Origin of the sequence: Erythrobacter sp. NFXS35 (assembly GCF_040148725.1) — a bacterium.
GTDB lineage: Bacteria > Pseudomonadota > Alphaproteobacteria > Sphingomonadales > Sphingomonadaceae > Erythrobacter.
In genome coordinates this window covers 365,070-389,563 of the sequence record NZ_JAGDEB010000002.1, presented here as the reverse complement: position 1 = coordinate 389,563, position 24,494 = coordinate 365,070, and the positions used below count along the sequence as shown (strand labels likewise).

The window sequence follows — 24,494 nt, the reverse complement described above, 5'->3', positions numbered from 1 at the left end:
CAACTGTCGTTTCGGCCCCCGAAAGTCAAGCAAAAGCGCGGGTCACACGAGAGGTAAAATAATACCTTGCCGCAATCGAGTCAGGCGCGGTGGAGGCTCCAGCGCTCGCGCGAGCGGCGTTCGGTTCCGTCGATCCGGGTCACAATCTGTCGTTCGCCTTCGGCCAGCCAGCGTGCGTTCGGGGCGGCGCGGGCCTCCCACAGCAGGGTGATTTCGCCCGTCAGGCCCTCGGGCAGCGGCACGGTCTCGACCTGCCGGATCGGGGCGGCGAGCGGGAAGAACAGATCTGTCGGCAGCGTGTCGAACTGGCTGGCCCCGGCGCGGTGGACCTCCGCGAGATAGCGCAGGAGGCTATCGCGACGGGCGCCGGAGCGGGTCAGTCGTGCGATCACCCCCTCGGCCGTGCGCAGGGCAGCCGACAGGTCGGCAGGCGCTGTCGAGGCTGAGCCATGGGAGACGATCAGGCCGGTCTCCGCCAGCAGGATCGGAAACATGGCCCCCGTGTCGCGCCGCTCCTCGATCCGGGCGAGTTCGCCCAGATGCGGCGGCGCCTCGACCGTGGCAGATACCTGTGTGCCGGAAACGACGATTCCGCGCGCCTGCCGGGCAAAGCCGACTTCCCACCCGCGCCGAACGGTAATTGTCGCCTCGCCCGACAATTCGCGCACCATCTCGCGTACCAGCAGCATGGTGCCTTCGGGTAGAGCCAGCGCGCCGTCAGTCGCAGCCAGCGGACGCACGAACGGCCCGAGGCTGCCTGCCATGCTAGCCCCGATCAGCCCGGCCAACAGCGTCCGGCGGGTACTCCCGGCCATATGATATTCCCCCCGTTTGCGACCTTGCCGCCGCTTCAGTCCTTCGCCTGCGCCCCTGCGGCAAGCCCGGAGACCGCAGTGGCCAGCCATGCGCCGGTCGCCGGATGCGCAGCATCGCAGTGCCAGCCGACGATGGCGGGTGTATCATAGGGGTGCAACTTGCCCAACTGCTCCAAAGCCGCAGTCAGTCGCGCGGCGGTGGTCTTGAACAACACGCCGGTTTCGGTGCCGCTTTCGCGTTCGCCTTGCCACAGAAACACGGATTCGATCTCGCCGATGATGTTGGCGCAGGCGATGTGGCCGTGGTCGAGCATTTGCCCGGCAACCGCGCGGGCGCTGTCGCGATCGGGGAAGGGGCACCAGATCAGCGCCGCGCCATCCTCCGTGCTCACCATCAGCGCGCGGCCAGTGCGTTCTGGCGGATTAGCCCGTCACTGTGCATCGCCCACACAGTCGCCGCTACCGTCAGCGCGCCTACCAGCTGGTGCGCGGCGGCGATCCACAGCGACACTTCGCTCATCACCGTGGCAATGCCCAGCAGCACCATCGTGCCGAAAGCGGTGTGCACCGCCACCGAAGCGAAGCGATCGGCCTTGCGCACCCGCCGCGCCAGCCACACCAGCGCCGCCACCGCGACCCATGCCCACCAGCGGTGCAGGAATTGCAGCAGGAACGGATCATGCGTGAGCGTCCACAGCACGCCGTCCGACCAGTCCACTTGTGGAATCAGCCGTCCGTTCATCAGCGGCCAGTCATAGGCGGCGTGCCCTGCGTTCAGCCCCGCCACCCACGCGCCGAGCAGGAGCTGGATAAAGAGTACAAGCGCAACCAGCGCCGAGCCTGCCGTCAGCGGCGCCGGACGCGCAGCGGGATCACGAGCGAGCCGCCCGAGATCGCGCGCCGTCCATACCAGACCGCCGAGCAGGAGCAGCGCTGTCAGCAAATGCGCCGACAGGCGGAAATGGCTGACATCGGTGAGATCGGTCTGCCCCACCCCGGAGGAGACCATGTACCAGCCCAGCGCCCCCTGCCCGAGGATTAGCCCGAACATCGCCGCCAGCCGCCAGCCATAGCCAGCAGGGATCGCCCGCCGCACCGCAAACACGATCAGCGGCAGCAGAAATGCGAGTCCGATCAACCGGCCCAGAATGCGGTGAAACCATTCCCAGAAGAAGATGAACTTGAAGGCCGCCAGATCCATTCCCGCCGGGCCGCTTTCGAATCTGTACTCGGCGGTCGCGCGATACTTGGCGAATTCGGCAGCCCAGGCCGCTTCGGTCAGCGGCGGCAGGATGCCGGTGACAACGTTCCATTCGGTGATCGACAGCCCGCTTTCGGTCAGCCGGGTGATCCCGCCCACCAGCACGATGCCGACCACCATCGCCGCGACGACCATGAGCCAGCGGGCCAGCGCCAGCGGACGCGCCTTGCCGCGCGGGGCGACAGCGAAATGACTGGAGACTGAGGCGGACGTGGCCATGACGGCGCATTCCATGTGCCGGAGCGGCGGTGAGTGCAAGCCCGTTCGGCGCAAGCGCAAGTGCGATCGGCGCAATCCCGGCGGCCGCGCTTGCACAATGTAACAATATCACATAAAGGGCGGAGCGTGATGACCCAGCCCCCCGTGCCTGCCGCGAATCAGACATCGCTGCGTCCCAGCCTGCGTCGGCGCCTCGATCACCTCGGGATCGGGCTGGCTGGCCTGTGCGCGCTGCATTGTATCGCCACGTTGCTGTTGGTCTCGGCCCTGGGGCTCGGCGGGCATTTCCTTTTGGAAGAGAACATCCACCGCATCGGCCTCGCGCTGGCGCTGGTGGTGGCTGCGGTCGCTATCGGCTGGGGGCTGATGCGCCACCGCCGCCCGTTCCCTTTCGCCGTGGCGATGGCGGGGCTCGGCTTCATGTTCTGGGCGCTGATCGTGCCGCACGGAACCAATGAATTTCTGCTGACGTTGCTGGGGGTTACGCTGGTTTCCGCCGCGCACTATCTCAACCTGCGCGCCTTGCGCTGAAAGCCCCGTCAAACTGATGGTTGCACCCTCGCGTCGAGAGCCTATGTCTCGCGCCATGAGCGATCCCAAGACCATCACCCTCAACGGGGACACCCGCCGCACCGACGCCGCCACGATCGCCGATCTGGTGCGCGAGCTGGAGCTTTCGCCGGAGAAAGTCGCGGTCGAACGCAATGGCGAAATCGTGCCGCGCTCGACCTTGGGTGAAGCTTCGCTGGCCGATGGCGACACGCTGGAGATCGTCCATTTTGTCGGCGGGGGTGATCGTGGGGGCGATCATGCGGCCGATACCTGGACGGTCGCGGGCCGCACCTTCACTTCGCGGCTGATCGTCGGCACCGGCAAGTACAAGAACTTCGAACAGAACGCTGCGGCTGTCGCGGCTTCGGGCGCGGAAATCGTCACCGTGGCGGTGCGCCGCGTGAACGTCAGCGATCCCAAGGCGCCGATGCTGACCGACTATATCGACCCCAAAAAGATCACCTACCTGCCCAACACCGCAGGCTGCTTCACCGGCGAGGATGCAGTGCGCACACTGCGGCTGGCGCGCGAGGCGGGCGGCTGGGATCTGGTCAAGCTGGAGGTGCTGGGCGAGGCGCGCACGCTGTATCCCGACATGCGCGAAACGCTGAAGGCGACCGAGGTGCTGGCCAAGGAAGGCTTCCGGCCGATGGTCTACTGCGCCGATGATCCGATTGCCGCCAAGCAACTGGAAGATGCAGGCGCGGTCGCGATCATGCCGCTGGGCGCGCCGATCGGTTCGGGGCTGGGCATCCAGAATCGGGTGATGATCCGGCTGATTGTCGAAGGCGCGAAGGTGCCGGTGCTGGTCGATGCGGGCGTCGGCACAGCGTCGGATGCGGCAGTCGGCATGGAGCTGGGCTGCGACGGCATCCTGATGAACACCGCCATCGCCGAAGCCAAAGACCCGATCCGCATGGCCCGCGCGATGAAACTCGCCGTCGAAGCCGGACGCGAGGCCTATCTCGCAGGCCGCATGGCGCGGCGGATGTACGCCGATCCCAGTAGTCCGCTGGCAGGCTTGATCTAAACCCAATCGCGCATATCGCGCCACTCCGGCTGCGCAGCAGCCGCAAGCGCGACCGCGCGCCCGCAGCAACCGAAGGGCGCGAGGATTTCGCGGCCCGGACGGGCTGCGGACAACAAGAACGCGCAGCAGCCGCAAGCGCGACCGCGCGCCCGCAGCAACCGAAGGCGCGAGGATTTCGCGCGCCGGAGGCGTGCGGAACACAAAAACCTCACCTAACGCTAAATTAACCACAATCGGCGAAGTTCTCCTTGTCCGAAGGAGGCACACCATGATGACGCCGATTGCCGAGATGCGCGAATTTGCGGGCTTCGCCCCGTGTGAGCAACGTTACATCAAGCGCAGCCTCGATATCGGCCTTGCCCGCACCGACGCCTTCCGCCGCTGGGGCCGCGGCGAGGCGGAGAACGTGGCGATCCGCCGCCAATATGTCGCCTATCAGGATTTGAAGGCGCTGCGCGCGCTGGTCCCGGTGGAGGGCACCCCGAACGAAGTCGAACGCTTCCTCGGCAAGCTGGTGCGCATCGCCGCCTTCGATCTCGAACAGGAGCGGCTGGAGTGCTTTTCGGCGTTCCGCTTCCTCTATGAACGCCTGCTCGGCGCAGCGGCGCGGCCCTATTTGCCCGCTGCCTTCTGCGCCGCGAGCGCGCTCCCGGCCATCCGCCCCGAACGCCGCAAGCTGCTGCTGCAATCGCTGAGCGAAGCCGCCGCCACCGCGCCCGGCTGGTCGCAGCGCGAGCCGGGGTTCTATCCCGAGTATGTCGACGATTTCGAAGCGGCATGAGCGGGAGGGGCGCTCCGCCTTACCCCTAACCGATCACGATCCCTGCCACCTTCCACGCGCCTTCCTCCCACACCAGCGAGAGGCTCTCGACCTGATTGGTGCCGCTCGCATATCTGCTGGCGAACTTGACGAGACGATATCCTTTGGGCGGAGCGGGGACGTATTCGTTGGCGACCAGATCACGGGTCAGAAGCTGACCCAATGACGGGCGCACCTGGTCGGAGACTGCGGCCCAGCGCTCCAGAGTGTTGACGCTGCGGAACTGCGCCCCAGTGGAAGCGTAGGTGTCGGCCCAGCGGTTTTCGTCCCACAATTTCAGGAAATCTTCGGCACTGCGAGCGGCTTCGGCGGCAGAGGGTTCAGCTGCGGCATTGCTGCTCGTTGCCGCAGCGGGCAGGACCGAAAGCGGCGAGGTGGGCAGGAACAAGGCGGCGAGAATCAGCGACATGGCAAGCACTCCGATAGACACAAGGGCAAGGTCTGGCCGTGCCCACCGCCGGGTGGCGGATGCCTTCGCCGATGCACCGGGAGGGGACGCCAACGCATCCCCCAAAGTCTTGTCCCCCAGCAATTCGGGGGTGCCAGTTTCCTCGGCCAGTAGCCGCCGTGCTGCCTCGCGGCTGCTGGTCACGCCAAGCTTGCGCCGTGCATGGCGCAGCCGTTCGTTCACCGTATGCACCGACAGACCAAGCTCTCGCGCCGACGATTTGGCATCATGCCCCCGCAGGATCAGCCGCAGGGTCTGGCGTTCCTTCTCGGTCAGAGTAGCGAGGCGGGCGGAAGTCATGGTCCGATGTCTAGGGCGGGCGAAGCAGCCGGACCACCCCGAATTATTTGGATCGTCATGGGTGAGCGCGATGGTGCCGAACATGCTTTTGCCGCAGTGGCCCGATAGGTTGGTCGGCAAGAGGAGATCAAGATGACCGACCGCATTCTCGTATTCTACGGTTCCTATCGCCGCGACCGCATGGGTATCCGGCTCGCCGATTACTGCGTCCAGAAGCTGGCTGAACGCGGGGCCGAGGTGGAGTTGATCGACGCGCAGGCGGTGGGCCTGCCGATGCTCGACCGGATGTACAAGGAATACCCCAAGGGCGAAGCACCCGAGGCGCTGGAAAGCCTCGCCGGCAAGATCCGTGCGGCGGATGCCTTCGTGTTCGTGACCGGCGAATATAACTGGAGCGTGCAGCCGGGGCTGAAGAACCTCACTGACCATTTCCTCGAGGAATGGTTCTGGCGCCCCGCCGCCATCGCCAGCTATTCCGCCGGACGCTTTGCCGGGGTGCGCGCGGCGCTGGCATGGCGCGACATTCTGGGCGAAATGGGCATGGCGGTGGTGTCGAGCACCATCGCGGTCGGTCAGATCGGCAACACGCTCGACGAGCAGGCCCAGCCGCAGGGTGAAGGCGGCAAAGCGCTCGAACGCCAGTTCCCGCGCTTTGCCGACGATCTGGCGTGGTGGACTGCGGCGGCAAAGGAGCAGCGGGAGAAGTCGAAACCGCCGTTTTGAGGTGCAATGGAGGCAGCGACCCTAAGCTCTTACAGATCAACGCCTTGTTTATGGGTGACTTACCGTTAAAGGCAGGGCATGTGGCTGAAGGAACCTCAGGCAATAATCTTTGACTGTGACGGGGTTCTAGTAGACTCTGAGATCATTCACATCGCTGCGGAGATTGAACTGCTGGCGAAGTTGGGTTTGGTCTATGCGCGCGAAGCATATTTGACGCGTTTTGTTGGACTGTCGAACGCTGATTTCCAAGCTGAGGTGGAGGCCGATTACGCTAAGCTTACTGGTGATAATTTCCCTTCAGACTTCGGCTCACAGCTTAATGAAATAATCTGGCCTCGGATTGAGGCCGAGCTTAGAGCAATCGATGGCGTTGCTGAGCTTGTCCAATCATTCTGTGGCAAGGTCGCGGTCGGATCATCTTCCCCTCTTGAAAAGCTGCTAAAGAAGCTTGAGATAACAGGGCTGCAATCGCTGTTTGCGCCCCACATCTACTCTGCCGACCAAGTCAAGACTGGGAAGCCAGCCCCCGACCTGTTCTTGCATTCCGCTGCGCAGATCGAGGTTGATCCGATCCGCTGCCTCGTCATCGAAGACAGCGTTCACGGAGTTTTGGCTGCGAAGGCGGCGGGCATGACCCCCATCGGCTTCGTCGGAGGCGGTCACTGTGATAAGGGGCTTGAACAAAGGCTTTTGGCCAATGGTGCCGTGATGGTAGTTTCCCACCACTCGCAGATCCGCGCTTTGCTTTGCTGAGCTGCACTTCCCTGCGCTCGCGCCTACCCCCGATACAACCCATCAATCCGCCCCTGATACCGCTCGCGGATCTTGTGGCGGCGGATCTTCATGCTCGGCGTCATTTCCTCGTTCTCGATGCTGAACGCCTCGTCCGCGAAGGCGAACTGGCGGACCTTTTCGATCACTGACAGATCGGCATTGGTGCGGTCCAGCGCCGCGCGCACCGCGTTCTTGAAGGCGGGCAGGTCCTGCAAGGCGGACAGATCGAACTTCTCGCCGTTCTCCCGCGACCATTCCAGCGCCCATTCGGCATCGGGCACGATCAGCCCGACCACGTAAGGCCGCTTGTCCCCGCTCACCATCGCCTGCGCGATTTCGGGCTGCAACGTCAGCATCCCTTCGACCTTCTGGGGCGCGATATTGTCGCCCTTGTCGTTGACGATCATGTCCTTCTTGCGGTCGGTGATAACGATCCGGCCCTTGTGATCCAGATGCCCGATATCGCCGGTGTGGAGCCACGGCCTGCCCGCCGGTTCGGCGGGATCGGCCTGCAGCGTGCGCGCGGTTTCGGCATCGTTGCGCCAATAGCCGTGCATCACCAGCTCGCCGCGCACCAGAATTTCGCCGTCCTCGGCAATCCGCACCTCGACCCCGCGCAGCGGCGGGCCGACGGTGTCCATCCGCAGGCCCACCTTGGGACGGTTGCAGCTGATCACCGGCCCGGCCTCGGTCTGGCCGTAACCCTGCAGCATCGTAAGCCCGAGCGCATCGAAGAAATTGCCGACTTCGGGATTGAGCGGCGCCCCGCCCGAAACCATCGCCTTGATCCGCCCGCCGAACTTGTCACGGATTTTCGGGCGCAGGGTCTTGCCGATGATAAAATCGAGCGGCCGGTCACGCAGGCGCTTCTTGCCGTCCTTGCTGTGCTCGGAGATTTTCATCGCGGCATCCAGCATGAAACCGGCGACTTTGCCCTGCTTCTCGATCTGTTTCATGATGCGGGCGCGCAGCACTTCGAACAGGCGCGGAACGACCACCATCAGCGTCGGGCGCGTTTCCTCGATATTGGAAGCGAGCTTTTCCAAACCTTCCGAATAGAAGATTTCTGCCCCTACCCCGATGGGAAGATACTGGCCGCCGGAATGTTCATAGGCGTGGGACAGCGGCAGGAACGACAGGAAGCGTTCGTCGCTCAGACCGAAATCGTTGATCAGTACCTCGGCCGCACCGCCGACATTGCATAGAATCGCGCCGTGGTGCTGCATCACGCCGCGCGGGGCGCCGCCGGTGCCGCTGGTGTAGATCAGGCACGCGGTGGCCGATCGTTCGATCTCCGCGATACGTTCGTCCACCGCTGCCCGCGCCGCGGTGGCATCGCCGGTAATCAGCGCGTCCCATGCGTGATATTCGAAGCTGCCCGACTGCTGGCGCTTCAGATCCTCGATCCCGATCACGTGTTCGACCAACCCGGTCTGCCCGATCGCGCCGACCAGCGGGGCGAGAAGTTTGCTGTTCGATACGAACACCGCCCGCGCGCCCGAATTGTCGAGAATGTGTGCGTGATCGCGGCGGGTGTTGGTGGTGTAGGTCGGCACTGTGATGCACCCGGCGGCCATGATCGCCAGATCGGCGATGCACCATTCGGGGCGGTTTTCCGATACCAGCGCCACCCGGTCGCCATCGGAAAGCCCCATGCGGCGCAAGGCCTCGGCCAACAGGCAGACATGCTCGGCCGCCGACCGCCAGCTTTGCGTCACCCATTTGCCGTCAGCCTTGTGGCCTAGGAAGGGGGCGTCGCCCTTTTCGTCGGCGCGCTTGAGGAACAGTTCGACGAGGTTCTGCGCCCCGTCGATATCCTGCAACATCGGGTCGTCGGCCGGGTTGATGGCGACGCCGACAGAATGGGCAAGCGTGGGGGAATGCACTGCCAAGGCTCCTGATCCCTTCGAACATGGTGCCGGGGCTCTCATGCGGCCCCGTTGCATTCAGATTAGAGCCTCATCGCCGGAGCGGCAACCCGTGAGCATCACTCGTAATCGAGCTTGCCCGCAAGCCGCGGATCGACCGCCACTTCCCAGCCGCCATCGGGCAGGCGCCGCAGGGCATTGGCTTTCAGCGGCGGCGCGGCCGCGCGGATATCGCCATGGCCGAGCGCCTTCAGGTCGTCCTCCATCGCTTCCAGCGGGCCTTGTTCGATCACCACCACATCGCCGAAGCTCATGATGAACGGCAGACCGAGCGCGGCTTCCGCGGTTAGGCCGAAATCCACCACCCCGATGATCGCGCGGGCGACCTGCACCGGGATGGTCGGGCCGCCCGCCGCGCCGATCACCAGCACCACTTCGCCTGTCGCGTCAAAGACGATGGTCGGTGCCATTGACGAGCGCGGACGCTTGCCGCCTTCGACCCGGTTGGCGACGGGCTTGCCGCCCTCTTCCGGGGTGAGGGTGAAATCGGTCAATTCGTTGTTGAGGTAGAACCCGCGGAAGAACAGCCCTGATCCGAACGCGCCCTCGACGGTGGAGGTATAGCTGACGGCGTTGCCTTCGCCATCGACGACCGCGAAATGGGTGGTGCCGCTCTCCGGCTCCTCGGGCCCGTCTGCGCGCGCGAGCGGCGCGCCGGGCGGTACGCCCGCTTCTATCTCAGCGAGTGCGGAGGCGGGGGAAATCAGTGCCGAACGCACGGCTATGTAACCGGGATCGACCAGCCCGGCGACGGGGACCTCAACGAAGTCTGAATCCGCAAGATAAAGCTCGCGGTCGGCATAGGCGAGGCGCTGGCTTTCCACGAACAGGTGCCAGAATAGCGGGCTATCCGGGCCCATCGCGGCGAGATCGAAGCGTTCAAGCTGGCTCAGCATCTGCCCGACAGCCACCCCGCCCGAAGACGGCGGCCCCATGCCGCACACGCGGTAGACGCGGTATGGCACGCAAATGGGATCGCGCAGTTTGGCATCATAAGCCGCCACATCTTGCGCCGTCATCGCGCCGTCCTGCGGAGTCTCGCCTGCGACATAGGCGGCCAGATTCGCGGCGGCATTCGCGCCGTACATCGCCTCAGGCCCTGCCGCGGCGATGGCTGCGAAGGTGTCTGCGAGCGCGGGGACTTTCACGGTCGTACCGATTGGCAGCGGTTCGCCGTCCGCGCCGAAGAAAATAGCGCGGGCGGCATCGGTCTTGTCGGCGCGGCCCTTGCTGGCGGCGAGCGATTCGTGAAACCGGCGGTTGACGGTGAAGCCGTCGCGGGCGAGCGCGATGGCGGGCTGGAACAGCACCGCCCACGGCAGCTTGCCGAATTTTTCGTGGGCTTCGGCGGCGAGCGCGATATTGCCCGGCACCCCGACGCTGAGACCGGAGAACACGCGGGTCTCGCGCGGCAGGACCTTGCCCTCGGCATCAAGAAAACGGGTCGGCGTGGCAGCAGCGGGCGCGGTTTCGCGCCCGTCGATGCTGATGATATCGTCGCTATCTCCGTCGGCGCGGAGCATGAACCCGCCGCCGCCGATGCCCGAACTTTGCGGTTCGACCACGGTCAGCGCCAGCATTACCGCAATCGCCGCATCGGTGGCCGATCCGCCTTGCGCCAGAATCGCTTCGCCCGCAGCGGTCGCGCGCGGATCGGCGCTGCTGACCGCGCCCTGCGCGAGCGTCGGCGACGTCGCTGTGGCAGTTTCGGGCGGGAGAGTGGCGGCGCAGCCGGTGAGGGCGAGCGCCAGCGGGGCGAACAGGGGGACGAGAAAACGCATCGGCAGCATCGCTATTCGGTTCCGACCGCTTCGGCAATGCTGGCAAAGCCATCGCGCCGCATCAGCCGCTCCAGACCCTTAACGATCCGCGCGCCGAGGCCCGGCCCTTCATAGACCATTGCGGAATACAGCTGCACCAGCGAAGCCCCGGCACGAATGCGTTCCCACGCGTGTTCGGCCGTGGCGATGCCGCCGACGCCGACCAACGGGATCGCCCCGCCGGTCGCCTTGCGGAAATCGCGCAAGCGCTGCTGCGCAAGCTCACGCAATGGCTCGCCCGACAGCCCGCCGATCTCACCCGCATGATGCGAACGCAAGGCTGGGCGCGAAATCGTGGTGTTGGACACCACCAGTGCGCCGAGCCGCCTGTCCAGCGCGATGCGGGCGATGGCGTCGATATCGGCGGGTTCGAGATCGGGCGCGACCTTGAGAAAGATCGGCGGGGGCGAATCGATTCCCGAAACGTCGTCCCGCGCCGCAATCACCGCATCGATCAGGCCCGCCAGCGCACCTTCATCCTGCAACGCGCGCAAGCCGGGCGTGTTGGGCGACGACACGTTGACGCAAAGATAGCTCGAAAATGGTGCCATCAAACGCGCCATCACGGCATAGTCGGCGATGCGGTCATCCGAATCCTTGTTCGCGCCGATATTGACGCCGACGATCCCCGTCCGGCCCGCGCGTGCGCGTATCCGTTCGAGCGCGGCCTCGGCCCCGGCATTGTTGAACCCCATACGGTTGATCACCGCGCCATCTTCCACCAGCCGGAACAGGCGCGGCTGCGGGTTGCCCGCCTGCGGCAGCGGCGTGATCGATCCCACCTCGGTGAAGCCGAAACCCAGACCGAGCAGCGCGTCGGGCACCTCGGCATCCTTGTCGAACCCGGCAGCAACTCCCACCGGATTGGGGAAGGACAGCCCCGCCACTTCCACACCCAGCGCGCCCGGCACCGGCATCGGCGCGCGCAGCGGCAGGGCCTTCAACCCTTTGATGGCAAGGCGGTGCCCGGTTTCGGAATCGAGCGCGAACAGAGCGGGCTTGAGCAAGCGGAACAGCATGGATTGCGCGCCTATGGCAGGCCGCGGGCGCTGTCGAGCGTGCAAGTGGCTTTGCCTGGCTTTGCGCGCCTGTGCGAGCGCCATAAACCAAGGGCAGCAGCACGTTAGCAGCCCGAAATATCAACTAGAGGATACCGCTTGTCGCTTGCATACAATCATTACTCCGATTCGCTCTTTATAGGCTGCGTTGCGACCCGAAGGGCTCGGAGCAGCAATGCAAAGAGTTCCTCAACTCAGATAGGGCGGCGTTCCATCAAGGAGCGTCGCCCTCTTTTTTGGTGCTGCCGGTTTTTGACAGGGCGACAGCGGGTTTGTTAAACGTTACATCGACCCATGAGCGCCAAAACTCTACCCCCGGCTGTGCCGATCGGATCTGCAGCGCCCGCATCGGCGCTGACCCCTGCTGCACTGATCAGCATCGATTATATCGACCCGCCAGCGGCGATCGCGCCGCTGGTCACCACGCTTTACCATTTCCGCTGTGACGAGCCCGTTATTCGCGACATCCAGCCTGCCGCCATCGGGCAGATATGCCTGTTTCCCCACGGCTCGGGGGAGATCCAGTTTGCTGATGGGCGCCGCGATCCGAACCACCCCGTCGGGCTGCTGACACCGCTTTCCCGCGCCACACCGATCGTGGTCGACGGGCCGTTCCATGCCTTCGGCGCGGCGCTGACTCCGCTAGGCTGGGCGGCACTGACCGGGCTTCACGCCGGCGAGCATCGCGACCGGTTGTTGCCGGCCGCATCGGTGCTGGGCGAGGATTTCGGCGAATTGGGGGAGGCGCTGCTGAATGCCTATCGCGGCGGCACGATGAGCGGGCGGGATTGCGCGCGGGCGGTGGGCGATTTCGTGGCCGCCAATGCCCGCCCCGTGAACCCGCGCCACCTCGCACTGATTGTCGCGGTTGGGCACTGGCTCGGGGCGTCGTTCAATCCTGACACTGCCAAGTTGAGCGGTGCTGCGGGCTATTCGGCCCGCCAGGTGCAGCGTCTGGTCGAGCGCTATTTCGGCCTGCCGCCGCGCGGGCTGGCGCGCAAATATCGCGCTTTGCGTGCGGCGGCCCTGCTGTCCGGTCCCTATCTCGCCCCGGAGGACGAATCCGCAATTTCCGAAGCCTTTTTCGATCAACCCCACATGATACGCGAAATCACGCATTTCGTCGGTCGCACCCCGGCGCGGCTGAGCGATCCCTCGATGCCCTACCTCGCCGAGATGATCGATCCGAGGAACCTGCGCGAACTGCGTAGCTGAGCCGCGCTGCGTGGGATGATCGCCTGCGGTTGTCAGGGTGGGGCGGGCAAGGCTAAGCCGGCCGCATACCGGTCATACCTGCGAAGACAACCAAGGACTCCACGATAATGATCACGCGCCTGTTCGCCGCCCCCCTTTCCCTGCTGGCCATTGCTGCCGCGCTCGGCACGGCTGCCCTGCCTGCCACGCTGGCGGCGCAGGAGGCGGGGGCTGCACCCGTCGCCGCGCCCGCCGAACTTCCCGCGACCGTCACGATCGACGAATTCTTCGCCGCTTATGATGCCGCCCAGCTTGCGATGTCGCCGCAGAGCAAGGCCTATCGCGGTATTCGCGACGAGGATTACGGCCAGTGGGACGATCCCTCCGACGCTGCCGAGCTGCGCGAATTCGCGTTGCTGCAGCAGACCTTGGCGGCGATGCGCGCACGGTACGATCCGGCCGCGCTCACCCCGCAGCAGGCATTGTCGTTCCGGCTGTTCGAATCGATGGCCGCCCGCCGCGCGATGCTGTGGCCCTATCGTGATCATAGCTACATCTTCGACCAGATGAACGGCGCGCAAAGCCGGTTGCCGGCCTTCCTCATCAACATCCACCGCGTCGCCAGCGAGGGTGATGCGCTGGCCTATGTCGAGCGGATCGCCGGGATGGGGCCGCAGCTCGATGCCCTTACCGCCGAATCGCGCGAGCGGGCCGCACGGGGCGTAATGCCCCCGCGCTGGGTCTATCCCTACGTCATTTCCGACATCCGCAACCTGCTCGAAGCGGGCGATGGCAATGCGGTTCTGGCCGACCTTGCGGACAAGCTCGAAAAGATCACGATCGATCCTGCGCTCAAGGACGGGATCAACGGCGGAGCCAAAGATGCGTGGTGGGACACGGTCGTGCCCGCCTATCAGCGCCTGCTCGCCGAAATGGAGCGCCAGCAGGCTATCGCGCCCACCGAGGATGGCGTGTGGCGCCTGCCCGATGGCGCCGATTATTACACCGCGCTGCTTGCCAACTACACCACCACCGATCTCACCGCGGACGAAATCCACGCCATCGGCCTGCGCGAAGTCGAGCGCATACATAATGAAATGCGCGCCATCATGGCCAAGGTAGGGTTCGGGGGCACTCTGCAGGAATTCTTCGCCTATACCCGCGACGATCCGCGCTTCTTCCACACCAGCCGCGCGGATTATCTGGCCGAGGCCGAAGCGCATATTGCCCGGATGAGCGAAAAGCTGCCGGAATTCTTCACGACGCTGCCCAAGGATCCGCTGGTGATCAAGCCGGTCGAGGCGTTCCGCGAGAAGAGCGCGGGGAAAGCCTTCTACCAAAGCCCCGCACCCGACGGCTCGCGCCCCGGCACCTATTACGTGAACCTGTATAATCTCAACGACATGAGCAAGAACGAGCTGGAGGCGCTGGCCTATCACGAGGGTTTGCCGGGCCACCACCTGCAGCGCTCGATCCAGACCGGGCTGGGCAACCTGCCCGCGTTCCGACGGTTCGGCGGGGTGACCGCCTATTCCGAAGGCTGGGGCCTCTATACCGAGGAACTGGGCAAGGACATGGGCTTCTACACCGACCCCTATTCCGATTTCGGGCGGCTTGGCATGGAGTTGTGGCGCGCAGGGCGGCTGGTGGTCGATACCGGCATCCACGACAAGCGCTGGAGCCGTGAGGACGCGATTGCGTGGCTGGCCGAAAATACTCCCAACCCGGCGGGCGATATCGAAAAGGCGATCGAACGCTACATAGTCTATCCGGGACAGGCGACCGCCTACATGATCGGCAAGCTGAAGATCATGGAACTGCGCGAGCAGGCGCGTACGGAGCTGGGCGCAAACTTCGATATCCGCGCGTTCCACGATGTGATTCTCACCAGCGGGCCAGTGCCGCTGTCAATCCTCGAAGAGAATGTCGAGCAGTGGATCGCCGAGTCTCGCACGTCCTGAGCGCGCGGGGCGGGCGGCGCGCCTTTGCGGTTGTAATCCGAGCGGATCGGTCCTAATTGGAAATCAGACTGATTCCGTCCGAATTGAGAACCGCTCGCAATGCGCCTGTCCAACCTTGCCGATTATGCCGTCATCACGATGTGCCAGGCCGCCACGCATTGTGGTGACGGGCGGGTAAGCGCGGCGGAACTGGCGGCGGAAACCGGCCTGCCGGTGCCGACCGTGCAGAAGCTGGTCTCGAAACTGACGGGCGCTGGCCTGCTGCGATCCGTCCGCGGCGCGCATGGCGGGTTGCAGCTGGGCCGTCCGGCAGCGGCGATCACCGTGGCCGACATTGTCGAGGCGATCGAAGGGCCGATTGCGCTCACCGCCTGCGTCGATCACGTCGCCTGCGATTTCGAGGCCGGGTGCAACATGCGCGCCCATTGGCCGATCATCAATGTCGCGCTGCGCGGCGCGCTGGCCGGGATCACGTTATCCCAGTTGCGCAATCCGCCAGGGGCGCGGCCCATCCCGCTTATCGAGGAAATTCCGGCATGACCGAAGCGACCGATATTCAGACCCGTCCTGAAACCCCCGAAACCGATGTCGAAGCGCGCGAAGCCGCCGCGAAAGCCGCCGATTACGAGCATGGCTGGTCGTCGGACATCGAGACCGAATTCGCGGAAAAAGGCCTGACCGAAGACACGGTGCGGTTCATTTCGGCCAAGAAGAACGAGCCCGAATGGATGCTCGACTGGCGGTTGAAGGCGTTTCGCCTGTGGCAGACCATGCCGGAGCCCGACTGGGCCAAGGTCGGCTACCCTAAGATCGATTATCAGGACGCCTATTATTACGCCGCGCCCAAGAAGAAGATCGAGCTGGACTCGCTCGAAGACCTCGATCCCGAGATCAAGCGGATCTACGACAAGCTGGGCATCCCCTTGGGCGAGCAGGAAGTGCTGGCCGGGGTCAAGGGCGCGAAGAAGGTCGCCGTGGATGCGGTGTTCGACTCCGTCTCCGTCGCCACCAGCTTCCGCGAGGAATTGCTGCGCGCGGGCGTGATCTTCCTCTCGATCTCCGAGGCGATCCGCGAATATCCCGATCTGGTGAAGAAGTGGCTCGGCAAGGTCGTGCCGGTGCGCGACAACTACTTCGCGGCATTGAATTGCGCGGTCTTTTCCGACGGCACCTTCGTCTATGTGCCCGAAGGCGTGCGCTGCCCGATGGAGCTGAGCACTTATTTCCGCATCAATGCCGAAAACACCGGGCAGTTCGAACGCACTCTGATCATCGCCGAAAAGGGCAGCTACGTCAGCTACCTCGAAGGCTGCACCGCTCCGATGCGCGACGAGAACCAGCTCCACGCCGCGGTGGTGGAACTGGTCGCGCTCGACGATGCAGAGATCAAATATTCGACCGTGCAGAACTGGTATCCCGGCAATGCCGAAGGCAAGGGCGGGATCTACAACTTCGTCACCAAGCGCGCGCTGTGTCAGGGGGACCGGAGCAAAGTTTCGTGGACGCAGGTCGAAACCGGCTCTGCAGTGACGTGGAAATACCCCTCCTGCGTCCTCAACGGCGAAGACAGCGTGGGCGAGTTCTACTCGGTCGCGGTGACCAACAATTACCAGCAGGCCGACACCGGCACCAAGATGATCCACAACGGCAAGAACAGCCGCTCAACGATCATCTCCAAGGGGATTTCGGCGGGCAAATCGTCCAACACCTATCGCGGCCTCGTCCGCGTCGGGCCGACGGCGAGCAATGTGCGCAACTTCACCCAATGCGACAGCCTGCTGCTCGGCGATCAATGCGGCGCGCACACCGTGCCCTATATCGAGGTCAAGAACCCCAGCGCGCAGATCGAGCACGAGGCGACCACCTCCAAGATCAGCGACGAACAGCTGTTCTACGCGATGCAGCGCGGGCTTGGCGAAGAGGAAGCCGTGGCGCTGATCGTAAACGGCTTTGCCAAGGACGTGCTGAAAGAGCTGCCGATGGAGTTTGCGGTCGAAGCGCAGAAGCTGCTGGCGATTTCGCTTGAGGGGAGCGTGGGGTGATGGCTGAATCACTGAAGCCATGGGCCGGGACTGACCTTCAGGCACTTCACCGGGCGCAAGACGTGGGCCGGGTTATCTACCATGCCATTCGGCAATGCCTTGGGACGCCAGATATTCTACATCCCCCACTTGGGGATACGAAGTATCGAGCGCAAATTCAGTTTCTGTCGGCAGATAGCGCCTTCGCCTGTGTTGATTTCAACGTGGAAACGGAAGCCGAATTGAATGTTGGCCAGGGGTCTGGGTTGTTATTAGAGCTTGTCAAACTCGCGTATGACCAAATCTGTGAGCACGTTATTTTGTATGATAAGGCTAGTGTTCGTGTGCGATTCAATTCGTGGGAATATATACATGATAAGAGCGATGGCTTTCACAGAGTGAGAGATGGCGATTGGCGCCAAGATTTCGAATATATTTTGAATTCCGATGGAGAGCTACTTGTCGCTCCAGGGGCGTGCCAATGACCACCCGTAAAACTCTAGCCCTCAACCCCGAGGCTGCCACCGCCGAAGCCCCCGCGCTCAAGAAGAAGGGCCGCGGGTGGGAGATTTCGGATTCGCGGCTCGATGCGCTGCACGAGCAGGCGCGTGAACTCCGCCGCCATTCGTCCGATGCGCACAAGGCTCTGGCCGAGAAGTTCAGCAAGGCCGATCTGGGCCGCTACACCTTCAAACGCTTCGCCGTGGTCGGCTCTGCGATTGTCGATTTCAACTGCCACAACCTCGGCCTCGCTCTGGCGATTGACGAGGAAGGGCAGAACGATGCTCTCGCCAAGCGGCGCGACAAAAGCCTCGAGAGCGTCGGCATTCGGGTGATGCGGATCGCGGCCAAGGACATCCTCGAAGACATCGACGCGGTGCTGCAACGCCTCACCACCGTGATGCGTGAACGCCTCGCCGAGCGCAAAGCCGCCGCCCGCGCGCACAAGGCGGCCAACCCGAACCAGAGCTACGACCGCCCCAAATCGCGCCCCAACGCTCAGGGCGATGCAAAGCGTCCCCCAAGGAAGAACCATGCTTGAAATCACCAACCTCCACGCCACCGTCGGCGGCCCCGACAAGCCCACCCCGATCCTCAAGGGCCTGACCCTGTCGATCCCGGCGGGCGAGATTCACGCGATCATGGGCCCCAACGGCGCGGGCAAATCGACGCTGGCGAACGTGCTGGGCGGCAAGCCGGGTTACGACGTGACCGAAGGCAGCGTAACCTTCAACGGGCAGGATCTGCTGGCTCTCGATCCGCATGAACGCGCTGCCGCCGGATTGTTCCTCGGCTTTCAATACCCGGTCGAAATCCCCGGCGTGTCCAACGTGCAGTTCCTGCGCGAGGCGCTCAATTCGCAGCGCAAGGCGCGCGGGGAAGAACCGCTGTCGGGCGGCGAATTCCTGAAGCTGGCCAAGGACAAGGCCGGCCTGCTGCAAATGGACATGGATATGCTCAAGCGGCAGGTGAATGTCGGCTTCTCCGGCGGCGAGAAAAAGCGCGCCGAGATGGTGCAGATGGGCATCCTCAATCCGTCCTTCGCGGTGCTGGATGAAACCGATAGCGGCCTTGATATCGATGCGCTGCGGATCGTCGGCGCCGGGATCAATTCGATCATGCGTTCGCCCGACAAGGCGGTGCTGCTGATCACCCACTACCAACGCCTGCTCGACGTGGTGAAGCCCGACAAGGTCAGCGTGCTCGCCGGGGGCCGGATCGTCGAAACCGGCGGCCCGGAACTGGCGCTGCGGCTTGAGGCCGAGGGTTACGATACGGTGATGGCGTGATGGCGGAAGGCGCAACCCTGACCCTCCCCACCCGCCGCGATGAGGCGTGGCGCTATGCCGATATGGACGGCGTGGCGCGGATTGGCGTCGATGCGCTCGATGCATGGCAGGATATTGCCGTAGCGGCCGGCGAAAGCATCACGCGCTGCATGATCGTCGGCAGCGACGCGCCCGAACTGCACCGGTTCCGCGTGAAGCTGGGCGAAGGCGCGACCGCCGCATTCTTCGTCACCAATGCCGGCCAGGATTACACCCGCGTCGAACTGGAAGTGCACCTCGCCAAGGGGGCGCATTTCGAATTCGGCGGCGTCACAATCGGCGGCGGCGACGCCACCCGCGAATTCGTGACGCAGGTGACCCATGCCGAGCCGGATGCGACCAGCAACCAGACCATCCGCGCGGTTCACTGGAACACCGGGACCGGCAATTTCCTCGGCGAAATCAAGGTTGCGCGCGATGCGCAGAAGACCGACGCCGCGCAGGATTTCAAGGCGCTGCTGCTGGAGGCAGGCGCGAGCGCCAATGCCGTCCCACAGCTCGAAATCTTCGCAGACGATGTGAAATGCGCGCACGGGGCGACCGTGGGCGAATTGGACGAGAGCGCGCGCTTCTACATGATGGCGCGCGGGCTCGATCCCGCCACCGTGCAGCGGCTGCTGGTCCAAGCCTTTATCGGTGATGCCTTCGTGGCGCTGGCGGACGAGGCCGAGCACGAACGGCTGCTCGATGCGGCGCTCAGCGCGCTGGAAGGGGCCAAGCTGTGAGCCTGATCCTCGCCCTCGCCCTCGCCCCTCCCGCTTTCACCGGCACCGTGCCGCAGCCCAATGCCGAATTGGACGCAGCCCATGCCTGTTTGCGCGCCGGGCTCGCAGCGCAGCTCGCCGACAATCCGCCGCCCCCGCTGGCGGATGAACGCTGGGACTGGGCGCTCAAGATCACTGATAGGTGCAAGGCGGAACTCGACGCCGCTGCGGATTCCAGGGAGGCGGTCGAACTGTATGCCGAAGTCTCGCACGGCACCATCACCAAGCGGCAGGCGCTGCGTTCCGAGGCGCTGTATTTTGCCGATCGCGTGATTCGCGAACATTACGAGGCACAGCCATGAACGCCCCCGCGACCATCCAGCGCGACTTCAGCGCCGAATTCCCCGGCCTCACTGCCGCGGATGGCAAGCTGTGGCACTACCTCGATACCGCCGCCACCGCGCAGAAACCCCGCGCCGTGATCGACGCGATGGCGCGCGCGCTGGGCGAGGATTACGCGACGGTGCATCGCGGGGTCTACTCGCGCTCGGCCGAGATGACGATCGCCTATGAGGCGGCACGGCGGCGGATCGCGGCGTTCCTGGGCGGACACGAGGACGAGATCGTCTTCACCCGCGGCGCGACCGAGGCGATCAATCTTGTGGCTTCGACCTGGGGCCGCGCGAACCTGAAGCCGGGCGACCGCATCCTGCTGTCGCAGATTGAGCACCATTCGAACATCGTCCCGTGGCAGATGATCGCGGCGGAAACCGGCGCGGCCATCGACGTGTGCCCGCTGACTGACGACCATTGCATCGATCTCGACGCCGCCGAAGCGATGCTGACCGAGGCGCACAAGCTGGTCGCGCTGGTGCACGTCTCCAACGTCACCGGCAGCGTGCTCGATGCCGAGCGAGCGGCGAGGCTGGCGCACAAGGTCGGCGCGAAACTGCTGCTCGACGGGTGCCAGAGCGCGCCGCACATGGGCGTGAATGTCAGCGAGTTGGACTGCGATTTCTTCGTGTTCAGCGCGCACAAGCTGTACGGCCCGACCGGGATCGGCGCGCTGTGGGCCAAAGCAGAGATTCTCGCCGATATGCCGCCGTATCAGGGCGGCGGCGCGATGATCGACCGCGTCACCTTTGAACGCACCACCTATGCCCCCGCGCCCCAGCGGTTCGAGGCCGGAACCCCCGCGATCACCGAAGCGATCGCCTTCGCCGCCGCCGCTGACTACGTCGACGGTATCGGGCTGGAGCACATTCACGCACACGAAACCGCGCTGGTCACCCGTCTGCGGCGCGAATTGGGCGCGATGAACGATGTGCGGCTGTTCGGCCCCGCCGACAGCGCAGGGATCGTCAGCTTTGCGCTGGACGATATTCACCCGCATGATCTCGGCACGCTGCTCGACGAAGGGAATGTCGCAATCCGCGCAGGCCATCATTGCGCCCAGCCCCTGATGGATTATCTTGGCGTTCCCGCCACCGCGCGTGCCAGCTTCGGCGTCTATTCGACCGAGGCCGATATCGACGCGCTGATGGCCGGGATCGCCCGCACCCGCCGCATTTTTGGAAAAGGATGAGAGCGATGGACAGCTCCGACCCGACGGACATGACCGTGAACAAGCCCCCCCGCGCCCGCGTGGAAGACGCGGTCGATCAGGACGCCGCACCTGCGGCAGAGGCTCCGCGCAGCCGCGACTATCTCGACGGTTTTCTGGCCGCGAAGGTTCCGGACGCGCCGGTTGGCGGTGCTGGCAGCGATTTGCAGGCCGATGTGATCGCCGCCCTGCGCGAGATTTTCGATCCGGAAATCCCGGTCAATATCTATGATCTCGGCCTGATCTACGGGGTCGAGGTGGATGACGAATGCGATGCCACCGTCACCATGACGCTGACTACGCCGCACTGCCCCGTCGCAGAATCGATGCCGGGCGAGATCGAACTGCGCGTCGCCTCTGTGCCGGGGATTCGCGATGCCGAGGTGGTTCTGGTATGGGATCCGCCGTGGGGGCCGCACAAGATGTCGGACGAAGCCCGGCTCGAACTGGGAATGTTATGATGAGCGATACCGCCACCACCACTCGCCCCGCGCCCAAGGCCGCCGTGATCCTTACCCCCGGCGCCGAAGCGCGCATTGCTGACTTGATGTCCAAGGCTCCCGAGGACGCGATCGGGGTGAAGCTGTCGACCCCGCGCCGGGGCTGCTCGGGCCTGGCCTACTCGGTCGATTACGTCACCGAAGAAGCGAAGTTCGACGAGAAGATCGAAACGCCCGGCGGCACCTTCTACATCGACGGGGCGAGCGTGCTCTATCTCGTCGGCAGCGTGATGGACTGGCGCGAGGATGATTTCACCGCCGGTTTCGTGTTCGAGAACCCCAATGCCAAGGGCGCGTGCGGCTGCGGCGAAAGCTTCATGGTCTGATTCGTGACAGCCACCGTCGAGCTATCGACCACGCTGGCCTGCAAGCCGGATGAGGCATGGGCGCGGGTCAGCACGTCCGCGCTGCTGCTGCATATTGCCGCACCGCTGATCCGCTTCACGCCCAAGGGCGCCGCCCGCTTCCCCGCAGTGTGGCAGCCGGGCGAATATCGTACGTGGATGTGGCTGTTCGGCCTTATCCCTATCGGCTGGCAGGCGGTGGTCATCAGCCAGCCTGCGCCGCAAGGTGAGGCCCGTTTCATCCGCGACAATGGCTATGGCCCGCTGATCCGGCGCTGGGATCACTGGATTACCATTGCGCCGGCCGCGGATGGTACCACCAGCTATACCGACAGGGTGGCAATCGAGGCGGGGTTGCTCACCCCGCTGATCGCCGCATTCGCGCGCGTGTTCTATGCCCACCGTCAGCGTCGCTGGCGGCAATTGGCGCATAAGGATTTTGCGGCACTGGAGCGGTAGGCGCTTATGCCTCTGCCGTCAGCCGCGCGATCAGGCGGCTTTCGAGTTCATCCACTTCGCCATCGGCGGCGATCATTGCTTCGAGCCATTCGCTCTCGTGATCGGTGACCGCCTCGCCCGCCGATTCCAGAGCGGCATAATCCGGGCCGGTGTTCTTGCGCTTGCCGAAGACCTTGCCGAAATGGTTGCCCGCCTGCGGCACTTCGCGGAGCACCCGGCCCATGAAGCGGCCGACGCTGGCGCTGTTGTCAGCAACGAAGGCTTCCAACTCCAGCTTGCGTTCATGGCTGACCTGAGCATTCTGCAGGGTGAAGCCCTTGAGATAATTCGTGACGCCGTCGATGAACAGATCGTCCCATTCGGCGGCGTTTTCCTCGGCGAGGGTTTCATCCTTCAGGCGGAACAGCATTTCTGCATCGAAACGCGTTACCGCTGCGGGGCCGTGGCCGCCGCTGGCGAAGATCACCCGGCGGATGATCCGGCATTCGGCGCTGCTGATATGGACCGCACTGAGTTCTCCGCCGCAGCGGGTCGGGCCGGTGCCGGTCAGCACTTCGCGCTCGATCTGGGCGAGCACGTAGTTTTTCAGACGGTCGGGCGTGTTCTCGGCGCGCTCGAGGATCCGCACCATCGTTTCCAGCTCGACCATGCTTTCGGTCACGCCGTCATGATCGACCTGCGCGATCAGCCAGACGGCCTCCGCTTCGTTGCATTGCAGGCGTGGCGGGGTGCCGTTCAGCACATGTTCGCCGATCGCCTCGACGAAGAAGTCGCACCATTCCACGCTGCGTTCGCTGAGCGCAGTGTTGAGCGTGAACAGCGCCTCGGCTTCGGCGCGGGTGATGATGCCATCGCCCCAGCCCTCGCGGCGGAGCGCCAGCAGTTCGTCTGCGGTCACTTGCCCGTCGGCGGCGGCGCGCTGCGCGATGTCGATGAATTGCGTGGTCATGGCCCGTGTAATCCTGTGATTGCGCGCATCCAATGGCACAGACAGGCTTAAGACCGGGTTACCGCGGCTGTTTTCCGGCTTCGACCTCGCGGATACAGGTGCCCGGATCGACCGCTGCCCCGCCCTGCCGCAGGCGCGTATCGACATGCGCGGCAGTCGGCTGGGCTCCGGGGCGCATCGGGTAGAGGTAGATGTCGAGCACGCAGGTCGCGCCGCTGAATTGCAGCTTGCGTGCGTCGCCCTCGGTCAGGTCGATCCGGGGCGTGCCGAACCGCCGAGTGAGCTGCACCGCCTCCTGCCCGATCACGCCGCCCAGCCCCTGCGGCGCCATCACCTGCGGCACCCGCACGACGCCGGCGGTGCGAACCGGAGCAGGGACGGGCGCGGGCCTGCTGCCCCCGACGCAGCCCGCAAGCGCCAGCACCATGCCCGCCAGAAGCGGAGCCGAAGCCTTCATCACGCGCCTGCCTCCTGCCTGTTCAGCCGCCGCAGCACCAGATGGGTGCCCGCCGCCGCGCCCAGCACCGGGGCAATGAGGCCCGCAAAGGGCACCAGCATCAGCCCGGCAATTACAGCGCCGAGCAGAAACCGCTCGGTACGGCCTGCAGGATTGGCGCGTTCGGCCCCCTCACCCGCGCCGCAATGCCGCAGCCACGCCATGTCGGTCAGCTCGCGCCCCAGCAGCACGGCGTTGACCACCAGAAACACCAGCGCCGGGCCGATCCCGGTGAACACCAGCAACCCCGCCACCGGCAGCGCCAGCAGGTTGTAGCCCAGTGCCCGCGCCAGTCCCTTGACCGAGTTGGCCAGATCGCGGCGGAACGGCAGCGGCTTTGCCGTGCTGGCGAGCGCCGGATAGTGCCGCGCCTCGACTGCCGCCACCACCTCGTCGGCGAAGAACTGCAGCACGGCTAGCGCCACGATCCGGAACAACAGCCACATCGCCAATGGCACCAGCACCACGGCGGCCAATCCGGCCCATTCGCCGTCATAGCCGTAGCTTTCGATCACGGCGGCCAGCCCGAAATACACTCCTGCCCCCAAGCCTGCGAACAGCGCCAGCGTGATGCCGATGCTCTTGCCCAGCACCCGCAGCACGGCGCGATCGGCAAGCTGGGCAAAGGCCTTGGCAAGAGCGGCGGGAACGGCGGACATGGTGCCGGGTCGATGCGGGGTGCGCAC

Annotated in this window: 28 protein-coding genes; 18 read left to right on the top strand and 10 right to left on the bottom strand. The window is 64.7% G+C overall.

Annotation, left to right across the window (positions count from 1 at the left end; genetic code table 11):
* Nucleotides 1-80 precede the first annotated feature (80 nt).
* From J3454_RS09410 to J3454_RS09400, 3 genes are read right to left on the bottom strand one after another with little or no spacing between them, the layout of a single operon-like run.
* Nucleotides 81-815, bottom strand: coding sequence for a hypothetical protein (locus J3454_RS09410; protein ID WP_349513507.1), 735 nt, complete (start codon nt 813-815; stop codon nt 81-83).
* A 35-nt stretch (nt 816-850) separates the two neighbouring features.
* Nucleotides 851-1,210: a divalent-cation tolerance protein CutA gene (gene cutA, locus J3454_RS09405; RefSeq protein WP_349513506.1), complete on the bottom strand. Its 360-nt coding sequence runs from the start codon at nt 1,208-1,210 to the stop codon at nt 851-853.
* Nucleotides 1,210-2,295, bottom strand: coding sequence for a COX15/CtaA family protein (locus tag J3454_RS09400; RefSeq protein ID WP_349513505.1), 1,086 nt, complete (start codon nt 2,293-2,295; stop codon nt 1,210-1,212). Before J3454_RS09400 ends, cutA begins: the two co-directional genes overlap by 1 nt.
* Nucleotides 2,296-2,424: 129 nt before the next feature.
* Here J3454_RS09400 and J3454_RS09395 point away from each other — a divergent pair, with 129 nt between their 5' ends.
* From J3454_RS09395 to J3454_RS09385, 3 genes are all read left to right on the top strand, one after another.
* On the top strand, nt 2,425-2,826 hold the full coding sequence (locus J3454_RS09395) for a MerC domain-containing protein (protein ID WP_349513504.1): 402 nt from the start codon (nt 2,425-2,427) through the stop codon (nt 2,824-2,826).
* A gap of 55 nt (nt 2,827-2,881) precedes the next feature.
* A complete protein-coding gene (thiS, locus tag J3454_RS09390) occupies nt 2,882-3,877 on the top strand; it encodes a sulfur carrier protein ThiS (protein ID WP_349513503.1) in 996 nt (331 codons plus the stop codon).
* Nucleotides 3,878-4,145: 268 nt separating this feature from the next.
* The gene (locus J3454_RS09385) at nt 4,146-4,658 is read left to right on the top strand and encodes a hypothetical protein (protein ID WP_349513502.1); all 513 of its coding nucleotides are present in this window, start codon (nt 4,146-4,148) and stop codon (nt 4,656-4,658) included.
* Between the two features lie 25 nt (nt 4,659-4,683).
* Here the strand turns inward: J3454_RS09385 and J3454_RS09380 are convergent, their stop codons facing one another.
* Nucleotides 4,684-5,445, bottom strand: a complete 762-nt coding sequence (locus J3454_RS09380; protein ID WP_349513501.1) for a helix-turn-helix domain-containing protein — start codon at nt 5,443-5,445, stop codon at nt 4,684-4,686.
* A 132-nt stretch (nt 5,446-5,577) separates the two neighbouring features.
* Here J3454_RS09380 and J3454_RS09375 point away from each other — a divergent pair, with 132 nt between their 5' ends.
* Both J3454_RS09375 and J3454_RS09370 read left to right on the top strand, forming a co-directional pair.
* Entirely contained in the window at nt 5,578-6,168 is a 591-nt protein-coding gene (locus J3454_RS09375) for an NADPH-dependent FMN reductase (protein WP_349513500.1), read from the top strand.
* A 78-nt stretch (nt 6,169-6,246) separates the two neighbouring features.
* On the top strand, nt 6,247-6,921 hold the full coding sequence (locus tag J3454_RS09370) for an HAD family hydrolase (protein WP_349513499.1): 675 nt from the start codon (nt 6,247-6,249) through the stop codon (nt 6,919-6,921).
* Nucleotides 6,922-6,944: 23 nt separating this feature from the next.
* Here the strand turns inward: J3454_RS09370 and J3454_RS09365 are convergent, their stop codons facing one another.
* The 3 genes from J3454_RS09365 to J3454_RS09355 all read right to left on the bottom strand — a co-directional run bounded on the left by J3454_RS09365 (nt 6,945) and on the right by J3454_RS09355 (nt 11,709).
* Nucleotides 6,945-8,768, bottom strand: a complete 1,824-nt coding sequence (locus tag J3454_RS09365) for an AMP-dependent synthetase/ligase (RefSeq protein WP_349513926.1) — start codon at nt 8,766-8,768, stop codon at nt 6,945-6,947.
* 161 nt (nt 8,769-8,929) lie between these two features.
* A complete protein-coding gene (ggt, locus tag J3454_RS09360) occupies nt 8,930-10,651 on the bottom strand; it encodes a gamma-glutamyltransferase (RefSeq protein WP_349513498.1) in 1,722 nt (573 codons plus the stop codon).
* An 11-nt stretch (nt 10,652-10,662) separates the two neighbouring features.
* Nucleotides 10,663-11,709 carry a quinone-dependent dihydroorotate dehydrogenase gene (locus J3454_RS09355; RefSeq protein WP_349513497.1) on the bottom strand — a complete coding sequence of 349 codons (1,047 nt, stop codon included), beginning with the start codon at nt 11,707-11,709 and terminating at the stop codon, nt 10,663-10,665.
* Nucleotides 11,710-12,042: 333 nt separating this feature from the next.
* Here J3454_RS09355 and J3454_RS09350 point away from each other — a divergent pair, with 333 nt between their 5' ends.
* From J3454_RS09350 to J3454_RS09290, 13 genes are all read left to right on the top strand, one after another.
* Complete coding sequence (locus tag J3454_RS09350) at nt 12,043-12,963, top strand: AraC family transcriptional regulator (RefSeq protein WP_349513496.1); 921 nt, start codon at nt 12,043-12,045, stop codon at nt 12,961-12,963.
* Between the two features lie 107 nt (nt 12,964-13,070).
* Entirely contained in the window at nt 13,071-14,903 is a 1,833-nt protein-coding gene (locus J3454_RS09345) for a DUF885 domain-containing protein (RefSeq protein ID WP_349513495.1), read from the top strand.
* Between the two features lie 99 nt (nt 14,904-15,002).
* Nucleotides 15,003-15,443, top strand: a complete 441-nt coding sequence (locus J3454_RS09340) for an SUF system Fe-S cluster assembly regulator (protein ID WP_349513494.1) — start codon at nt 15,003-15,005, stop codon at nt 15,441-15,443.
* Entirely contained in the window at nt 15,440-16,945 is a 1,506-nt protein-coding gene (gene sufB / locus J3454_RS09335; RefSeq protein ID WP_349513493.1) for a Fe-S cluster assembly protein SufB, read from the top strand. Before J3454_RS09340 ends, sufB begins: the two co-directional genes overlap by 4 nt.
* Entirely contained in the window at nt 16,945-17,409 is a 465-nt protein-coding gene (locus tag J3454_RS09330; protein ID WP_349513492.1) for a hypothetical protein, read from the top strand. Before sufB ends, J3454_RS09330 begins: the two co-directional genes overlap by 1 nt.
* Nucleotides 17,406-17,966 carry an endonuclease domain-containing protein gene (locus tag J3454_RS09325; protein WP_349513491.1) on the top strand — a complete coding sequence of 187 codons (561 nt, stop codon included), beginning with the start codon at nt 17,406-17,408 and terminating at the stop codon, nt 17,964-17,966. Before J3454_RS09330 ends, J3454_RS09325 begins: the two co-directional genes overlap by 4 nt.
* Nucleotides 17,959-18,714, top strand: a complete 756-nt coding sequence (gene sufC, locus J3454_RS09320; protein ID WP_349513490.1) for a Fe-S cluster assembly ATPase SufC — start codon at nt 17,959-17,961, stop codon at nt 18,712-18,714. The genes J3454_RS09325 and sufC overlap by 8 nt, the downstream gene beginning before the upstream one ends.
* Nucleotides 18,714-19,478 carry a SufD family Fe-S cluster assembly protein gene (locus J3454_RS09315; protein WP_349513489.1) on the top strand — a complete coding sequence of 255 codons (765 nt, stop codon included), beginning with the start codon at nt 18,714-18,716 and terminating at the stop codon, nt 19,476-19,478. The genes sufC and J3454_RS09315 overlap by 1 nt, the downstream gene beginning before the upstream one ends.
* The gene (locus tag J3454_RS09310; RefSeq protein WP_349513488.1) at nt 19,475-19,819 is read left to right on the top strand and encodes a hypothetical protein; all 345 of its coding nucleotides are present in this window, start codon (nt 19,475-19,477) and stop codon (nt 19,817-19,819) included. The genes J3454_RS09315 and J3454_RS09310 overlap by 4 nt, the downstream gene beginning before the upstream one ends.
* The gene (locus J3454_RS09305) at nt 19,816-21,042 is read left to right on the top strand and encodes a cysteine desulfurase (RefSeq protein ID WP_349513487.1); all 1,227 of its coding nucleotides are present in this window, start codon (nt 19,816-19,818) and stop codon (nt 21,040-21,042) included. Before J3454_RS09310 ends, J3454_RS09305 begins: the two co-directional genes overlap by 4 nt.
* A 5-nt stretch (nt 21,043-21,047) precedes the next feature.
* The gene (locus tag J3454_RS09300) at nt 21,048-21,521 is read left to right on the top strand and encodes an SUF system Fe-S cluster assembly protein (protein WP_349513486.1); all 474 of its coding nucleotides are present in this window, start codon (nt 21,048-21,050) and stop codon (nt 21,519-21,521) included.
* Complete coding sequence (locus J3454_RS09295; protein ID WP_349513485.1) at nt 21,521-21,886, top strand: HesB/IscA family protein; 366 nt, start codon at nt 21,521-21,523, stop codon at nt 21,884-21,886. Before J3454_RS09300 ends, J3454_RS09295 begins: the two co-directional genes overlap by 1 nt.
* A 3-nt stretch (nt 21,887-21,889) precedes the next feature.
* Nucleotides 21,890-22,363 (top strand): Rv1443c family protein, encoded by a 474-nt coding sequence (locus J3454_RS09290; protein ID WP_349513484.1) that lies wholly within the window; start codon nt 21,890-21,892, stop codon nt 22,361-22,363.
* A gap of 4 nt (nt 22,364-22,367) precedes the next feature.
* Here J3454_RS09290 and J3454_RS09285 read toward each other — a convergent pair whose 3' ends face one another.
* Genes J3454_RS09285 through J3454_RS09275 form a run of 3 tightly spaced genes read right to left on the bottom strand, consistent with a single transcriptional unit; the run spans nt 22,368 to nt 24,467 of the window.
* Entirely contained in the window at nt 22,368-23,312 is a 945-nt protein-coding gene (locus J3454_RS09285; RefSeq protein WP_349513483.1) for an SH2 domain-containing protein, read from the bottom strand.
* A 58-nt stretch (nt 23,313-23,370) separates the two neighbouring features.
* A complete protein-coding gene (locus J3454_RS09280; protein ID WP_349513925.1) occupies nt 23,371-23,769 on the bottom strand; it encodes a hypothetical protein in 399 nt (132 codons plus the stop codon).
* Nucleotides 23,769-24,467, bottom strand: coding sequence for an EI24 domain-containing protein (locus J3454_RS09275; protein WP_349513482.1), 699 nt, complete (start codon nt 24,465-24,467; stop codon nt 23,769-23,771). The genes J3454_RS09280 and J3454_RS09275 overlap by 1 nt, the downstream gene beginning before the upstream one ends.
* Nucleotides 24,468-24,494 lie beyond the last annotated feature (27 nt).

Coding starts and splice junctions, on each gene's coding strand:
- J3454_RS09315 (WP_349513489.1), top strand. CDS start 18,714: ATGGCGGAAGGCGCAACCCTGACCCTCCCCACCCGCCGCGATGAGGCG.
- J3454_RS09345 (WP_349513495.1), top strand. CDS start 13,071: ATGATCACGCGCCTGTTCGCCGCCCCCCTTTCCCTGCTGGCCATTGCT.
- J3454_RS09395 (WP_349513504.1), top strand. CDS start 2,425: ATGACCCAGCCCCCCGTGCCTGCCGCGAATCAGACATCGCTGCGTCCC.
- J3454_RS09340 (WP_349513494.1), top strand. CDS start 15,003: ATGCGCCTGTCCAACCTTGCCGATTATGCCGTCATCACGATGTGCCAG.
- J3454_RS09410 (WP_349513507.1), bottom strand. CDS start 815: ATGGCCGGGAGTACCCGCCGGACGCTGTTGGCCGGGCTGATCGGGGCT.
- J3454_RS09325 (WP_349513491.1), top strand. CDS start 17,406: ATGACCACCCGTAAAACTCTAGCCCTCAACCCCGAGGCTGCCACCGCC.
- J3454_RS09350 (WP_349513496.1), top strand. CDS start 12,043: ATGAGCGCCAAAACTCTACCCCCGGCTGTGCCGATCGGATCTGCAGCG.
- J3454_RS09280 (WP_349513925.1), bottom strand. CDS start 23,769: ATGAAGGCTTCGGCTCCGCTTCTGGCGGGCATGGTGCTGGCGCTTGCG.
- J3454_RS09400 (WP_349513505.1), bottom strand. CDS start 2,295: ATGGCCACGTCCGCCTCAGTCTCCAGTCATTTCGCTGTCGCCCCGCGC.
- J3454_RS09375 (WP_349513500.1), top strand. CDS start 5,578: ATGACCGACCGCATTCTCGTATTCTACGGTTCCTATCGCCGCGACCGC.
- ggt (WP_349513498.1), bottom strand. CDS start 10,651: ATGCGTTTTCTCGTCCCCCTGTTCGCCCCGCTGGCGCTCGCCCTCACC.
- J3454_RS09355 (WP_349513497.1), bottom strand. CDS start 11,709: ATGCTGTTCCGCTTGCTCAAGCCCGCTCTGTTCGCGCTCGATTCCGAA.
- J3454_RS09380 (WP_349513501.1), bottom strand. CDS start 5,445: ATGACTTCCGCCCGCCTCGCTACTCTGACCGAGAAGGAACGCCAGACC.
- sufB (WP_349513493.1), top strand. CDS start 15,440: ATGACCGAAGCGACCGATATTCAGACCCGTCCTGAAACCCCCGAAACC.
- J3454_RS09300 (WP_349513486.1), top strand. CDS start 21,048: ATGGACAGCTCCGACCCGACGGACATGACCGTGAACAAGCCCCCCCGC.
- sufC (WP_349513490.1), top strand. CDS start 17,959: ATGCTTGAAATCACCAACCTCCACGCCACCGTCGGCGGCCCCGACAAG.
- J3454_RS09275 (WP_349513482.1), bottom strand. CDS start 24,467: ATGTCCGCCGTTCCCGCCGCTCTTGCCAAGGCCTTTGCCCAGCTTGCC.
- thiS (WP_349513503.1), top strand. CDS start 2,882: ATGAGCGATCCCAAGACCATCACCCTCAACGGGGACACCCGCCGCACC.
- J3454_RS09295 (WP_349513485.1), top strand. CDS start 21,521: ATGAGCGATACCGCCACCACCACTCGCCCCGCGCCCAAGGCCGCCGTG.
- J3454_RS09305 (WP_349513487.1), top strand. CDS start 19,816: ATGAACGCCCCCGCGACCATCCAGCGCGACTTCAGCGCCGAATTCCCC.
- J3454_RS09285 (WP_349513483.1), bottom strand. CDS start 23,312: ATGACCACGCAATTCATCGACATCGCGCAGCGCGCCGCCGCCGACGGG.
- J3454_RS09385 (WP_349513502.1), top strand. CDS start 4,146: ATGATGACGCCGATTGCCGAGATGCGCGAATTTGCGGGCTTCGCCCCG.
- J3454_RS09370 (WP_349513499.1), top strand. CDS start 6,247: ATGTGGCTGAAGGAACCTCAGGCAATAATCTTTGACTGTGACGGGGTT.
- cutA (WP_349513506.1), bottom strand. CDS start 1,210: ATGGTGAGCACGGAGGATGGCGCGGCGCTGATCTGGTGCCCCTTCCCC.
- J3454_RS09365 (WP_349513926.1), bottom strand. CDS start 8,768: ATGTTGCAGGATATCGACGGGGCGCAGAACCTCGTCGAACTGTTCCTC.
- J3454_RS09330 (WP_349513492.1), top strand. CDS start 16,945: ATGGCTGAATCACTGAAGCCATGGGCCGGGACTGACCTTCAGGCACTT.